Origin of the sequence: Sphingomonas sp. (assembly GCF_042096255.1) — a bacterium.
GTDB lineage: Bacteria > Pseudomonadota > Alphaproteobacteria > Sphingomonadales > Sphingomonadaceae > Sphingomonas.
Genome location: NZ_JBELLZ010000006.1, coordinates 17,503 through 31,124 on the forward strand (window position 1 = coordinate 17,503; position 13,622 = coordinate 31,124).

The window sequence follows — 13,622 nt, forward strand, 5'->3', positions numbered from 1 at the left end:
CTCACCTCAGGCGTGCGAGCAGGGCCATGATCTCGGACTCGCGCGTGCAGCCGGTCTTGGCATAGATCGCGCGGAACTGCGACTTGAGCGTCTCGTCGGAAACACTGCGCGCGACCGCGATCTCCCGCCGCGAGCGACCCTGCGCGATGAGTGCGACCACCGAAGCCTCGGCGGGTGACAGCTCGAACTGATCGGTGACGCGCGCGGCAGCGGCGCGAAGGTCCGCATCGGGGTCGCGGAACACCGCAACGGCTGCGGGCGCGAAGCCCAGCGCCCATTCGCGGCGCGCCAGCGGGAAGAGGTCGAGCCGCCGGCCGTGGTGCAGCATCAGGCGCTCCGCGCGCCGGTCGAGGAGCACGGCGCGCAGCGCCAACGCCAGCGTCCGCCCGAGCACCGGATCGTCGCTGAGCAACTGCCCCTCAACCAGCCGCAGCTCCGGCGCAGCGCCAAGGACGGCCTCGGCGCTCGGCGTGGTGGCGCTCACCCGGCCATTGCCGTCGAGCAGCATGCAGGGCGCCGACATCGCCTCCAGCGCACCGGTCAGCAGCGCATGGCCCTGCTCCTCCACCGCGCGCTGGAGGCGTACCGCCATGCGCGCTGCCTCCGCCGCGCGGCCGAACTCGGCGCGCTGTGCGGCATTGGTCGGTCGGTCGCTTTCGCGGCGCAGCAGCGCCAGCCCGACCAGCGCCTCGCCTTCCTGGATCAGGTTGGTCTGGCACCCCCAGGGAATGTCATTGTCCTGGCAGAAGTCGAGATAGGCGTCCGAGGCAAGGCGCAGGCTCGCGGCGCGATAGTCAGTTTCGTACAGGATGGTGCCGGGGACAGCGTGCAGGTTCGCGTTGATGCGATAGTTCTGCTGCGGCGTGTTGAGTTCCGACCGGGCATAGTCCGCCAGCGCCTTCTCGCTGAATTCGTTTACCCAGTTGAACGCGACCGCGTCGGCGCTGCCGATCCCGATCAGTTGCGCGCGCGCCGATCCTGTCGTCTCAGCCAGCACCCGCAACGCCCTCAGCCAGCGCTCTGGCTCCAGCGCGGCCTCCTGAAACACCGCACCCCAGGAGACCTGCCCACGCGACCGTGCCAACCGACCCACCCTCACTTTATCCGCGTGACCCGATGAAAGGTTTGCCGAATTTCCCGCCCGTCTTCCCCCTTTCGGGGGAAGACCTCAAGCTTCCAGAGCCTTAGTGGCTGCCCGAGGGGGAGCATATGGCCAAGTTGGCGCTCCTGGGCAACGAAGGTTCTGGAGCGGGACGGATGGCGACGTTCAATGGCGATGAGACGAATCCGGACATCTATCTCGGGACGTCCGACGCGGACACGATCAACGGCAACGGCGGCGACGACCAGCTCTCCGGCGGCGCGGCAAACGACATCATCAACGGGGGCATCGGCGACGACATCCTTCGGGGCGAGGATGGCGACGACACGATCGACGGCGGCGAAGGCGCGGACATCATCGAAGGCGGCGCCGGCAAGGACGAACTGACCGGCGGAACGGGTGACGACAGGATCGACACCGGATCGGGCGACGACATCGTGAGCGCCGGCGAAGGCTTCGACCTGATCAGCGTCGGCGCCTATCTGACCGCGGCGGACCGGATCGACGGTGGCCTGAGCGGTCCTGGCGAGGTGGACACGCTGGTCCTTTCGGGAATCTATGCCAACTTGGTGACGCTGACCGACGCGACGGTCACCAACGTCGAGCGGTTCCAGATCAGCGCGGGGCAGATCCGTCTCAAGGTGGCATCGGCGACCAACGTCCGCACCGTGGACGCGAGCGGCCAGCTCCAGACGGACCTGCTCTACTTCGACGGCTCACTCGCCACCACGCGCATGGAGATCACCGCCGGCGCGGGCGCGGACACGCTGATCGGGGGAGCGGGTGACGACGTGCTGAGCGGCGGGGTCGGCATCGACATGCTGCACGGCGGCGCGGGTGCGGACCTGCTGATCGGCGGACTGGACGGCGACACGCTGACGGGCGGCGCGGGGCTCGACACCTTCTCCTTCACCTACAACCAGCCGCGCTCCGACTCCTCTCCCTCCACCATCGACGTCATCACCGACTTCGAGGGCGCCGGCACCCTCGGCGGCGACCGGATCGTGCTGCCGCCCTACACGCCCAGCTATGCGGCGAACCGCGCGGTGGCGTTCAACACGATCGCGGTCGACTTCATCTTCGTTCCCGGCGGATCCTCCGGCATCCAGCTTCCCGATGCGCTGGTCGGCGACGGCTTCGCCGACGTGGTGTGGAAGCGCGACGCGGCGAACAACCGGGTCGAGGTCTGGGTGGACGTGGACGACAACGGCCAATTCTCCGAGCTCGACCTGTTCTTCTACCTCAATGGCGCGACCAGCCTCATCGAGGAGGATTTCACCGAAAGCTTCCTGGTGTGGCGCGGCACCGCCGCCGCCGACCTGCTGATGGCAAATAGTCGCTCGCTCCTGGCATATGGCCTGGGCGGCAGCGACGATCTGCGCGGCGGCTATGGCGATGACACCTTGTGGGGCGGCAATGCCGACGACATCCTCCGCGGCGGCACCGAGAACGATACGCTTCACGGCGAGGCGGGCAACGACACGATCTTCGGCGATGCCGGCGACGACTATCTCTACGGCGAGGACGGGGACGACATCCTCTCCGCAGGCACCGGCAATGGCGGCGCTTACGGCGGGGCCGGGAACGACCAGATCAGCGTCGAAGGCGGATCGGTCAACGTAGACGGCGAAGGTGGCGACGATATCATCAGCCTCGCCGGGTCCTCTTACGGGCGAGGCGGCGAGGGCAACGATACGATCACTTCGATCGGCAGCGGATCAATCAGCGGCGACGGCGGCAACGACGTCATTACCGGCTCTTCGTTCGGCACCGAGATCCGCGGCGGAGCCGGCAACGACACGATCACCGGCAACGCGGGTGACGACGCGCTCTACGGCGAAGAAGGAGACGACGCGCTGGATGGCGGAGCCAACAGCGACTCGCTGTGGAGCGGCAGCGGCATCAACATGCTGAACGGCGGCGACCAGAACGATGCGCTCTACGGCAACGGCGGCACCAACACGCTGAACGGCGGCGCGGGTAGCGACAGCATCTGGCTGAACTACTCCGATTACTACAGTGGCCTGCTCACCTCGCAATCCATTGCGACCGGCGGCAGCGAGGCGGACTATTTCCGCTTCGGCTGGAGTGGCGTAGCGGGCAGCTTCGCCGCGGCGCACGTGATCAGGGACTTCAGCCGCACCGAAGGCGACAAGCTGGTGCTTGATTTCGTCAGCGCGGCGGGCAACTACGCGACTCGCGGCCGCTATGGCGAGGTTTATGACAGCGGCATTCCCGTCGTGTTCCGCGGACAGATGGATGCGGCGCTCTACATCGCGGGTGGCATCCTGCCAGGCGCGGACCTCGGCACCGACTTCATCCAGGCGTTCTGGGCGCGCGTCGGGTCGGGCAGCACCGCGAAGACCGTGCTGGTCTTCGATCTCGACCGCGACCTGGTGCTCACCGCCGCCGATCTGGCCATCGAATTCACGCCCGGCACGATCGCCAACGTCCGTCTCGACGATTTCGTCGCGGGCACCTTCGTAACCAAGATCGGCAGCGCGGCGGCGGACACGATCACCGGCACTGCCATTGCGGACACGATCTTCGGTCTGGGCGGCGATGACCGGATCACCGACGACGTCGGCAACGATCGCCTCGAGGGCGGGGCCGGAAACGACACGCTGATCGGCGGTGCGAGCGAGGACCTGCTGGTTGGCGGCGATGGCGACGACCTCCTGCGCGGTGGAACCGAAAACGACACGCTGCGCGGCGGGGCAGGTACCGACCGGATGTTCGGCGACGCCGGTTATGATCTGATCTACGGCGACGACGGCGACGACGTCCTGGCCGGCGGAGACGGCGGCGGCTCCATCTACGGTGGAGAGGGCAACGACGAGATCAGCGCGGGCGCCGGCGACGCCTATGTGCAGGGCGAGAACGGCGACGACACGATCACCTTCATCGGCACCAACCGCGTCGATGGCGGCGCCGGCAACGATACCATAACCGGCTCTTCCTTCGGGACCGAGATCATCGGCGGGAGCGGCAACGACACCATCTCCGGCAATGCCGGCGACGACACGCTGCGTGGCGACGACGGAGACGACACGCTCGACGGCGGCAGCGGCGGCGACGTGCTGGTTGGAGGAACCGGCACCAACACGCTGAACGGCGGCGACAACAACGACGTGCTCTACGCTAACGGCGGCACCAACACGCTGAACGGCGGCGCGGGCATCGACAGCCTCTGGCTGAACTATTCGACCTATTACACCGGGCTTGTCCCGTCGCGCTCCACCGCGACCGGCGGAACGGCTGCCGACTGGTTCCGGTTCGGCTGGAGCGGCGTCGCCGGCAGCTTCGGCGCGGCGCACCTGATCACTGACTTCAACCGCGCCGAGGGCGACAAGCTGATCCTCGATTTCGTTTACGGCGGCAACTACATCACGCGTGGACGTTACGATGAGCCGTATGACAGCGGCATTCCTGTGGTGTTCCGCGGCGAGATGAGCGCCGCCGCCTATGTCGACGGCGGCGCGCTGCCCGGCGAAGACCTGGGCAACGGCTTCATCCAAGCGTTCTGGACTCGCGCGGGCACCGGCGCCACCGCGCGCACCGTATTGGTGTTCGATCTCGACCGCGATCTGACGCTGACCGGCAACGACCTCGCCATCGAGTTCGCCGCGGGAACGATCGATTCGGTCGATATCTCCGACTTCTACGAGGGCACCTTCGTCACCATCGTCGGCACCGCCGCGGCGGAAGCGCTGGTCGGCGGGCTGATCGCTGACACGATCTTCGGTTTGGATGGCGACGACACGATCACCGACGACGCCGGCAACGACCGGCTTGAAGGCGGGTTCGGCAACGACACATTGAGCGGCGGGGCCGACAATGACCGACTGTTCGGCGGCGATGGCGATGACACGCTGCGCGGCGGCACCGAGGACGACGAACTGCGCGGCGGGGCGGGTATCGACCGCATCTTCGGCGAGGCCGGCTACGACCAGATCTACGGCGACGATGGCAACGACCTCCTGTCCGGCGGCGATGGCGGAGGCAGCATCTACGGCGGCGAGGGCAACGACGAGATCAGCGCGGGCGCCGGCAACGCCTATGTCGTAGGCGAGAACGGCGACGACACGATCAGCTTTGTCGGCACCAGCCGGGTCGAGGGCGGCGCCGGCAACGACACGATCACCGGGTCGTCGTTCGGCACGGAAATCAGTGGCGGCGCCGGCAACGACACCATCGCGGCCAACGCCGGCAACGACACGGTCTATGGCGAGAATGGCGACGACACGCTCAACGGCGGCTCGGGGGACGACTGGCTGTGGAGCGGCAGCGGCGTCAATACGCTGCGCGGCGGCAACAACAGCGATGCCGTAGTCGGCAATGGCGGTGTGAACACGCTGCTGGGCGAGGCCGGCGACGACAGCATCTGGCTGAACTATTCGACCTATTACAGCGGCCTGGTGCCCTCGCGTTCGACCGCCACCGGCGGTGCCGGCGCGGACTATTTCCGGTTCGGCTGGAGCGGGGTCGCCGGCAGCTTCGGCGCGGCGCACCTGATCACCGACTTCACCCGCGCCGACGGCGACAAGCTGGTGCTCGATTTCGTGTACGGCGGCAACTATATCACCCGGGGCCGCTACGACGAGCCGCAGGACAGCGGCATCCCGGTGATCTTCCGCGGCGAGATGAGCGCCGCCTCTTACGCGGACGGCGGCGCGCTGCCCGGCACGGACCTCGGCACCAGCTTCATTCAGGCGTTCTGGACCCGTGCTGTCGTCGAGGGCCAGACCCGCACGGTTCTGGTCTTCGACCTTGACCGTGACCTCACGCTGACCGGCAATGACCTCGCGATCGAGTTCGCACGCGGCACGATCGCCGACGTGCGCTTGTCCGACTTCGTGGAGGGCACCTTCCAGGCGATCGCCGGCACCGCGCGGACCGATCGGCTGAACGGCACCGACGCCGCGGACCGGATGTATGGCGTCGATGGCGACGACCGCATGAACGGCAACGGCGGCGACGACTACATGCAGGCCGGTGCGGGCGTGGACACCGTCTCGGGTGGGCAGGGCAATGATATCGCCTATGGCGAGGCGGGCGCGGACAGACTTTTCGGCGACGCGGGCACCGATCGGCTGTTCGGTGATGTCGGGAACGACACGGTCGATGGCGGCGATGACGCCGACGAACTCCACGGCGGCGACGGTGACGACCGGCTGCTCGGCCGCTTCGGCAACGATCGGCTCTACGGCGAATTCGGCAGCGATCGCCTGCAGGGCGGCGCCGACAATGACGAGCTCTACGGCCAGGAGGACGACGACACGCTGCTGGGCGAGGACGGCAACGACCGGCTGGAGGGCGGCGCGGGCAACGACACGTTGCTGGGCGGCGTGGGCAGCGATGCCATCTACGGTCAGGAGGGTGACGACACGATCACCGCCGACTCTGGCGACGACTATATCGACGGGGGTGCGGGGCGCGACACCCTGTCCTATGCGGCGGTCTCCGGCAGCGTGCTGATCGATCTGCGCATCCCGACACAGGCCACCGGCACCGCGGCAGGCACCGACACGCTGGTCGGCATCGAGGGCATCATCGGCTCCGCCTTTGACGACACGCTGGTCGGCGACGACGGCGAGACGTGGTTCGAAGGGGGGATGGGCAACGACGTGCTCCAGGGCAACCTGGGGACGGACACGGTCAGCTATGCCAGCGCGAAAGCGGCGGTCACGGTGAACCTGGCGACCAGCGCCCAGCAGGACACCGGCGGAGCGGGGCTGGACACGATCACCGGCTTCGAGAACATCGTCGGTTCCGCCTTCAACGACACGCTGACCGGCGCCGCCACCGCGAACTTCATCGTCGCCGGTGCCGGCGTGGACACCGTCCGGGGCGGCGACGCCGAGGACACGCTGTACGGCGAGGCCGGAAACGACGTGCTCTACGGCGATGCGGGCGAAGACCTGATCGAGGGCGGCGAAGGCAACGACCGCGGCTATGGCGGCGCCGGCGCGGACCTGCTGTTCGGCGACATCGGCGACGATCGGCTCTACGGCGAGGCGGAGGACGACCGACTATACGGCGAGGACGGCGACGACCGGCTCGACGGCGGCACGGGCGACGACGCGCTGCAGGGCGGCAACGGCATCGACACGATTGCCGGTGGTGAGGACGCGGACACGATCCAGGGCGATGCGGGCGACGACATCGTTTCCGGGGACGATGGCGACGACGTGCTATCGGGCGACGATGGCAATGACATGCTGGACGGCGGGATCGGGCTGGACCTGCTCCAGGGCGGAATCGGCAACGACAGCCTGGTGGGCGGTGACGGCAACGACATCATCGACGGCGGCGAGGGCGACGATCGGGTGACCGGCGGTGCCGGGCAGGACCTGCTGGCCGGCGGGCTCGGCGCCGACACCTTCGTCTTCACCGTCATCCGCGAAAGCCTTCGCAGCGCGCCGGACACCATCACCGATCTCGCGGGCGAAGACTGGATCGATCTCTCGGCGATCGACGCCAACAGCAAGGCCGCCGGCAATCAGGCGTTCAAGCTGGTGAACACCTTCACCGGTGCCGGCCAGATCCGGCTGGTCTACGACTCCGCTCTGGATGTGACGCGGGTGTTCGGTGAGGTCACCGGCGACAAGGCGCCCGACTTCACGATCGAGCTCAGCGGCCACCATCTCGATTTCACCAACTTCGTCTTCTGAGCTCCGGGGGGAGCCGTCTGCCCGCCGCCCTCCCCACGGGCGGCGGGCAGGCGTTGCGATCGACGCCGCTGCCGGGAGCGGCATGCCCCGAACATTAAACGCCTAGCTCCTCACGAAATCCCAGACCTTGGAGATCACCACCGAGCCCTCCCCCACCGCGGAGGCGACGCGCTTGACCGAGCCGGCGCGCACGTCGCCCACCGCGAAGATGCCGGGGTGCGAGGTTGCATAGGGAGAGTCGGCGCCCGCGGCGTCGCCGGTCCTGACGAAGCCTTTGTCATCGAGCGCCACAAGGCCGGAGAGCCAGCCGGTGTTGGGCGCCGCGCCGACCATGACGAACAGCGCGCAGGTGTCGATCCGCCGCTCGCCATCGGGGCCGCACAGCGTCACCGCCTCCAGTCCCTCGCCGCCATGCAGTGCGGTGACCTGGGTGCCATAGTCGATGCTGACTGCGGGATCGGCCTCCAGCCGGCTGGACAGATAGTGCGACATCGAGGTCGCCAGCGTGTCGCCGCGCACCACCAGGCGGACGTGGCGGGCGGCGCGGCTGAGGTACATCGCGGCCTGGCCAGCGGAATTCCCCCCGCCGATCACCACCGCCTCCGCCTCGCGGCAATAGCGCGCCTCGGTCTCGGTGGCGGCATAATAGACGCCGGCGCCCTCGAAGTCGGCCAGCCGCTCGATCGGCAGCCGGCGATACTGGACGCCGGTCGCCACCACCACCGCGCGGGCGCGGACGCGCTGCCCGTTGTCGAAGGTGGCGCAGAAGCTGGCGTCCTCCAGCTCGTCCAGCCGGGCAACGCGGCGCGGCATGGCGAAACGGGTGCCGAACTTCATCGCCTGCACCTCACCGCGCCAGACGAGGTCCGCGCCCGAGATGCCGGTGGGAAAGCCCATGTAATTCTCGATCCGGCTGGACGTGCCCGCCTGGCCGCCGATCGCGCAATCCTCCACCACAAGGGCGGAGAGCCCCTCGGCGCCGGCATAGACCGCGGCGGCGACGCCGGCGGGCCCGCCGCCGACGATCAGCACGTCCACGGTCTCGTCGTCGAGGAAGTCGCGGTTGAGGCCGAACAGGCGCGCGATCGTGTCGCTGGTCGGATCGGTGATCGCCTCGCGTCCGAACACCACCGCTGGCGTGCCGGCCGGCACCGCGCAGCTCGCCGCCACCGCTTCGGCCTCGGCGCTGCCGAGCGGATAGGAACTGAACGGCAACCGGTTGCGCCCGGCGAAATCGGCGATGCGGCGGACGCCCCGGTCCACCTCTTCGCCCAGCAGCACCAGCACGCCGTCGCCCGAGTCGATCTGGCGGCGGCGGCGGGCGGCGAGCACGGTGATGATGATGTCCGACATCTCGGGCACCCGCGCCATCAGCGCCAGCATCTCGGCGCGCGGCACCTCGATCACCCGCGTGTCGCGCGCGGCCCGCATCGGCATCGACCAGCTGCCGCCGCTAAGAAACGAGATCTCCGCCATGAACTGGGTCGGCCCCAGTGTCGAGGGCACGCGCCGCGCATCGGTAAGCGGGTCGACGACCTCGATCTCGCCTTCTTCGACATAGACGAAGCGGTCGACCCGATCGCCGAGGCGGACCAGCAAGGTCCCCGCGGGATAGTTCACGACCGTGCCGGCGTCGCGGATCGCCGCCACATGTGCGGGTGCGAGAGGCACGCGCTGCATCTCGCGCAGATCCCGGCCGATCGATTCTATGCAGGCGATTCCCTTTCCCCGGTCGCCCCGGTTTGCCCGGCATGATGCGCCGCGGCAATGCCGTGACACGGGCGATCGGCGCGCCTATGCGGCGGGTGTGACGCCGCTCCGCTCCGTGATCCGGCAGCATTCCTGGCTCGCCGCGCTGCTGCTCTGCGCGGCGCTGGTGCTGCGCGTCGCGGTGCCGGCGGGCTTCATGCCGATGCAGACGAACGGCGGCGTGCGACTGATGCTGTGCGGCGGCGCAGCGCCGCTGCCTCCGGCGGTTCGGGCGCATGGCGGCCATGCAGCGATGCACCACGCCGCCTCCGCGCCCGACCATGGCGACCATGGCACCGATGCGCCCAAAGGCTGCGCCTTCGCCGACCTGGCGGTGCCGCTGCTGGGCGCAGCCGATCCGGTGCTGCTGGCGAGCGCGATCGCGTTCCTCGTCGCCGCTGCCTTCTTCTTTCGCCCGTTCCTCCGCCTCCAGGCCGCGGCGCACCTGCGGCCGCCGCTACGCGCGCCCCCTGCCCTGATCTGACCCCGCCGGCGGGCGCTGCCCGCCCCAGGCAAACGGAATGATCGCCGGCGCGGACCCCTCGCGTCGGCCGAAGGGGCTATCATGAAAATATATCTTGCGGCCGCGGCATGCGCGGCCGTCACGACGCCGTGCCTCGCCCAAGAGGTGACGGTGATCGGTCAGCGCGACCCGCTACGCCTCGATACGGCAACGGACGCGGGCAGCCGCCTGCCGGTCACCGTGCGCGAGACGCCCGCCAGCGTCGAGGTGCTGACCCAGACCGAGCTGCAACTCCGCGGCCTGCGCACCGCGCGCGAGGCGTTCAACGACGTGGTCGGCGCGATCGCGGGCAATGTGCCGGGCAATCCCGCGGTGGTGTCGCTGCGCGGTTTTTCCGGCAACACCGTGTCGATCCTGCAGGACGGCGTCCGCATCTCCACCTCCACGGTGGTACAGCGCGACACCAACAGCTGGCATTATGACCGGATCGAGGTGCTGAAGGGCCCCGCCTCGGTGATGTACGGCGAGGGCGCGCTGGCGGGCGTGATCAACAAGGTGACGCGCAAACCGGTGCTGGGCGAGCGGCACCTCGACGGGCTGGTCTCCGCCGGCAGCTTCGACACGGTGTTCGCGGGCGCGGGGGTGAACCTGCCGGTGTCCGCAACGATCGCGGTGCGCGCGGACGCGAGCTACCAGCGATCCGACAGCCTGTACGATGTCGAGAACAACGCCACCTTTTCCGCCGGACTGACCGCGAGCGCGCTGTTCCGGCCGAGCGCGGATCTGTCGCTGCTGTTGGCGGTGGAGCATTTCGAGGACCGTTACGAGGCAACCTACCAGGGCCTGCCGCTGATTCCCGCCGCCTTCGCGCGCGACCCCAGCGATGCGGTGGAAAGCGCCGCGGGGCTGGTCGCCGACAAGGCGCTGCGGCGGAAGAACTACAATCCGCAAGGCGGCTACTCGGGTGCCGACGAGACAACGCTCCGCTCGCGGCTGGACTGGCGGATGGGCGGCGGCTGGACCTTCGCGCTCGACCTGACCGGCTATACCGCCGACCGCGCCTTTGTGCTCACCGACGGGCAGACCTTCGTCGCGCCCGACGCGACCTTCCCGAACGGCAGCTTCCGCCAGAGCTTCCAGGACTTCCGCCACGACCACCGCTTCTGGAACGCGCGCGGCACGATCGGCAGCGACACACGGATCGGCGGGCTGCGCAACCGCTTCAGCCTGGGCGTGGAGCACAACCATACCCAATTCGAGACGCTGCGCCAGCAGACCGGCACGCTGCCGCCGGTCGACGCGCTCGATCCGGCGCCCTTCCCGGTGCCAGACGGGCCGTTCACCGCACTAGACGTGACCTTCCGCTCCAAGCTGAACCAGACCTCGGTCTTCGCGGAGGACGCGCTCAACCTGACACCGAAATGGCTGCTGGTCGCCGGCGCGCGCTGGGATCACATAGACCTCGACCGGGCGACGGTGAGCAACGCGACCGGCGCGGTGGACCGCAATGCGCCGACCTCTGATCCGGTGTCGTGGCGGGCGGGCACCACCTTCGATGTCTCGCCGGGGCTGACGCTCTACGCGCAATATACCACTGCGGTGTCGCCGGTGTCGTCGATCCTCCTCGCCTCGATCGCCAACACCCGCTTCCGGCTGACCAGCGGCCGCGCGTATGAGGCGGGGTTCAAGGCGAGCGGCGCGGGCGGGCGGTTCAGCATCACCGGCGCACTCTACCGGATCGAGCAGAAGGACATATTGACGCGCGATCCCGCCAATCCGTCGCTGTCGGTGCAGGGGGGGCGGCAATCCTCGCAGGGGGCAGAGCTGTCCGCGGTGGTGGCGCCGGTGCGCGCGCTGCGGCTGTCGGGCGGCGTCTCCTATACCGACGCACGTTACGACGAGCTTGGCGAGAATATCGGCGGGGTGCGGGTGGACCGGGCGGGCAACCGGCCGATCAACGTGCCGTCGACCACAGTCAACGCCTCCGCGCTTTATGCAATCGGCGAGGCGGTGACTTTGGGCGGCTTCCTCCGCCATGCCAGCAGCTTCTACACCGATACCGCCAACACCATCCGCGTCGCCGGGCATACGGTGCTCGATGCGAGCTTAGGCTGGCGGTTCGTGCCGGAAGCGACGCTCACCTTGCGCGGGCGCAACCTGACCGATGCCTTCTACGGCGAATATTCGGGCTACCCCTCCACAAACATCTATATCGGCGCGCCGCGATCCTTCGAGATTTCGCTGGCGACGCGGTTCTGAGGGGCGACGCATGGACATCGCCTTTCACCGCACAATCTGGCGCTGGCACTTCTGGGCCGGACTGATCGTCGCGCCGGTGCTGCTGGTCCTCAGCCTCACCGGCGCGATCTACCTGTTCAATACCGAGATCAACGACGCGCTCTACGCCGAGCTGCGCTTCGTACCGCCACATCGCGACACGGTGCCGGTTTCGGCAATGGTGCGATCGGCTCTGGCCGCGCAGCCCGGTGCGGTGTCGCGGGTGGACCTGCCTGCCGAGCGCAACCGGGCCGCGGTGGTGTTCGTCGCGCCGAGGGCCGGTCCCATGCGGCAGGTACATGTCGATCCGGGCAGCGGGCGCGTGCTCGGCAGCCTGGTCGCGGGGGATACTTTGGTCGGCTGGGCGGAGGCGCTGCACGCCTCGCTCGCCATCGGCACGGTCGGCGACCGGATCGTCGAACTGGCGGCATGCTGGACGCTAGTGCTGCTCGCCACCGGGCTGATCCTGTGGTGGCCGCGCGGGCGATGGCGCGCGGCGGGTGTGCTGTGGCCGGACCTGTCGCTTGAGGGACGCCGGTTCTGGCGCGCCCTGCACGGTCCGGTCGGCGTATGGACGGCAGCGCTTATCGCCTTCCTGGTCGTCACCGGCCTGCCCTGGGCGGGGATGCAGGGCGACGTGCTCCAGCGCGTCACCGCCGCAGCAGGTGTAGGCTATCCGGCTTCCTATCGCACGCACGGGGCGCCCGACAGCGTGCCGATGAAGGCGGCTACGGGCGAGGCGCCGTGGACGCTGGAGGCCGCGCCGATGCCGCGTTCCGCGCACGCCGGCCACGCCGGCCATGCCGGGCATGAAGCGCCGCCCACCACCGACGATGCCACCGCGATTGCCGGGATCGACCGGGTCACCGCACTACTCGCCCGTCGCGGCATGGCGAACGGATATCGCCTGTTCCTGCCCGGCACGCCCGACGGCGTGTACACCGCCTTCACCTATCCCGATCGGCCCGAGGGGCAGCGCACGATCTACGTCGATCGCTACCGCTTCCGGATGATCGGCCCGGAGGTGCGCTTCGCCGATTATGGCGTGGCGGGCCGGGCGATCGAACTGGGCGTGGCGATCCACATGGGCAATTATTTCGGCCGCGCGAACCAGCTGCTGATGCTGCTGCCGTGCATCGCCATCTGGGTGCTGGTGATCAGCGGCGCGGCGATGTGGTGGAAGCGGCGGCCGGCCGGCACGATCGGCGCGCCGCGCGCGATTCCCGGCGCGCGGCTGCGCGGCGTGGCGGCGGTGCTGATCGTGGCGGCGCTGGCGATGCCGCTGTTCGGCCTGTCGCTGGTCGCCGTGCTGCTGGCCGATCAGGGGGTGCGGCGCCTGACGCCCACCCCCGCCTGA

The 13,622-nt window shown here is 68.9% G+C and carries 6 protein-coding genes; 4 read left to right on the forward strand and 2 right to left on the reverse strand.

Annotated features, from left to right (window positions below; genetic code table 11):
• Position 1: 1 nt before the first annotated feature.
• Positions 2-1,084 carry a helix-turn-helix transcriptional regulator gene (locus ACFDTH_RS02190; RefSeq protein WP_375285866.1) on the reverse strand — a complete coding sequence of 361 codons (1,083 nt, stop codon included), beginning with the start codon at positions 1,082-1,084 and terminating at the stop codon, positions 2-4.
• A gap of 173 nt (positions 1,085-1,257) precedes the next feature.
• On the opposite strand from ACFDTH_RS02190, the gene ACFDTH_RS02195 reads away from it, so the two are divergent.
• Positions 1,258-7,776, forward strand: a complete 6,519-nt coding sequence (locus ACFDTH_RS02195) for a M10 family metallopeptidase C-terminal domain-containing protein (RefSeq protein WP_375285867.1) — start codon at positions 1,258-1,260, stop codon at positions 7,774-7,776.
• 102 nt (positions 7,777-7,878) lie between these two features.
• On the opposite strand, the gene ACFDTH_RS02200 is transcribed toward ACFDTH_RS02195, so the two are convergent.
• Positions 7,879-9,486, reverse strand: a complete 1,608-nt coding sequence (locus tag ACFDTH_RS02200) for an FAD-dependent oxidoreductase (RefSeq protein WP_375285912.1) — start codon at positions 9,484-9,486, stop codon at positions 7,879-7,881.
• A 97-nt stretch (positions 9,487-9,583) separates the two neighbouring features.
• On the opposite strand from ACFDTH_RS02200, the gene ACFDTH_RS02205 reads away from it, so the two are divergent.
• The 3 genes from ACFDTH_RS02205 to ACFDTH_RS02215 all read left to right on the forward strand — a co-directional run bounded on the left by ACFDTH_RS02205 (position 9,584) and on the right by ACFDTH_RS02215 (position 13,622).
• The gene (locus ACFDTH_RS02205; RefSeq protein WP_375285868.1) at positions 9,584-10,009 is read left to right on the forward strand and encodes a hypothetical protein; all 426 of its coding nucleotides are present in this window, start codon (positions 9,584-9,586) and stop codon (positions 10,007-10,009) included.
• Between the two features lie 81 nt (positions 10,010-10,090).
• On the forward strand, positions 10,091-12,247 hold the full coding sequence (locus ACFDTH_RS02210; RefSeq protein ID WP_375285869.1) for a TonB-dependent receptor: 2,157 nt from the start codon (positions 10,091-10,093) through the stop codon (positions 12,245-12,247).
• Between the two features lie 10 nt (positions 12,248-12,257).
• Complete coding sequence (locus ACFDTH_RS02215) at positions 12,258-13,622, forward strand: PepSY-associated TM helix domain-containing protein (protein WP_375285870.1); 1,365 nt, start codon at positions 12,258-12,260, stop codon at positions 13,620-13,622.